Source organism: Photobacterium rosenbergii (assembly GCF_033022775.1).
Classification (GTDB): Bacteria; Pseudomonadota; Gammaproteobacteria; order Enterobacterales; family Vibrionaceae; genus Photobacterium; species Photobacterium rosenbergii_A.
The window spans coordinates 1-1,372 of sequence record NZ_JAWJZI010000043.1; the positions used below are offsets into that span (position 1 = coordinate 1).

Sequence of the window (1,372 nt, forward strand, 5' to 3'; positions counted from 1 at the left end):
GCCTCGAGGCGGAATCGAACCACCGACACGAGGATTTTCAATCCTCTGCTCTACCGACTGAGCTATCGAGGCAACGGGGCGCATTAAAAAGGTTTTCGGCCTTTGCGTCAACGGTTTTTTTAGAAAAACACGCTGACTTTGCCTTTTTTGCTCTGATCGCTCGGTTTTTGAACTTATTGCCAACGCTAAACGGCTTTTAGCCAAGTTAATCGCCATCTAAAAGGGTACGATTTTCCCGGTCTAGTGCACGTGACAGCGCCGGCCGACGGCTGACAAATTGGCGGTATTTCTCTAGTTTTAGCGGTAATTTCTGATCAAACTTCACCGCCCAGTTCAGGGTGTGGGCAAGCAAGATATCGGCAACAGTAGGGAAATGGCCGAGCAAGTACTCATCACCTTTGAGGCGGCTCTCTGCCACTTTAAGTGCTTTTTTGAATTCCCAGGCCGCAACCGCAAGCATTTCAGGTAAGCGGATTGATTCGGGAAGAGCGAAACGGTGTTTGCCCATACTCCATAAAGGTTGCTCCAACTCGGTAATGACATAGCTGATCCACTCATGGTGAGTGGCGGATTCAGCTGTTCCCGGAGCAGGCAGCCAATGGTGACCATATTTTTCGGCAAGATATAGACAAATCGCCGAGGACTCACAGATGGTGATGTCATCATCAATCAGGCAAGGCACTTTGCCCTGCGGATTGAGGGCGAGAAATTGGGGTGAGCGATGATCATTCTTGGCAAAATTCACCAAGCGGTACTGCCAATCGAGGCTAAGTTCTTCAAGCAGCCAGGAGACTCGGAGGGAGCGGGTGCGCGGGTAGCCGTAAAGGGTGATCATCTTATCTTCCTTGGTTTTTTTATTTTGTTGTAATTAAAGTTAGCAAAAAACAGACGGCCTGCATGTCACAGGCCGTGGAAGTATGGGTTATATGGCTATTTACGGGTCATAGCCGTTGCCTGGACCGTAGCTGGATCCTCCTACACTCATGGCAATGGTCTGCCCAGATAAGCAATGGCGACAAATCAGAAATGTCATTGCAGGGAAGAGTTCAAGTTACGGTAAAAGGGCTTGCATCAAGTACAGAAAAATTGAGTTGTGACCCGAGAAAGACGTAGTGGGATTGTTCAAAAGGGGATGGGGGCAGATACGAAAAGCCGCGTCAAATGACACGGCTTTCTCTAAAGTGGCTCCCCCTGCGGGACTCAACGCGGGCGGCTAGCTCTGAGACAATTACTCGGCACGAGTAAGTCGCAGTTACATAAGAAAAAAGCCAAGTCTTTCGACTTGGCTTCTTAATGTGGCTCCCCCTGCGGGACTCGAACCTGCGACATACGGATTAACAGTCCGCCGTTCTACCAACTGAACTAAGGGGGA

Annotated in this window: 1 protein-coding gene and 2 tRNA genes; all 3 read right to left on the minus strand. The window is 49.6% G+C overall.

Features of this window, described 5'->3' with window-relative positions:
• The 3 genes from R2X38_RS26580 to R2X38_RS26590 all read right to left on the minus strand — a co-directional run bounded on the left by R2X38_RS26580 (position 1) and on the right by R2X38_RS26590 (position 1,372).
• Positions 1-72 (minus strand) — tRNA-Phe (locus R2X38_RS26580).
• Positions 73-205: 133 nt separating this feature from the next.
• Positions 206-835: a glutathione S-transferase family protein gene (locus R2X38_RS26585; RefSeq protein ID WP_317525344.1), complete on the minus strand. Its 630-nt coding sequence runs from the start codon at positions 833-835 to the stop codon at positions 206-208.
• A 461-nt stretch (positions 836-1,296) separates the two neighbouring features.
• Positions 1,297-1,372 (minus strand) — tRNA-Asn (locus R2X38_RS26590).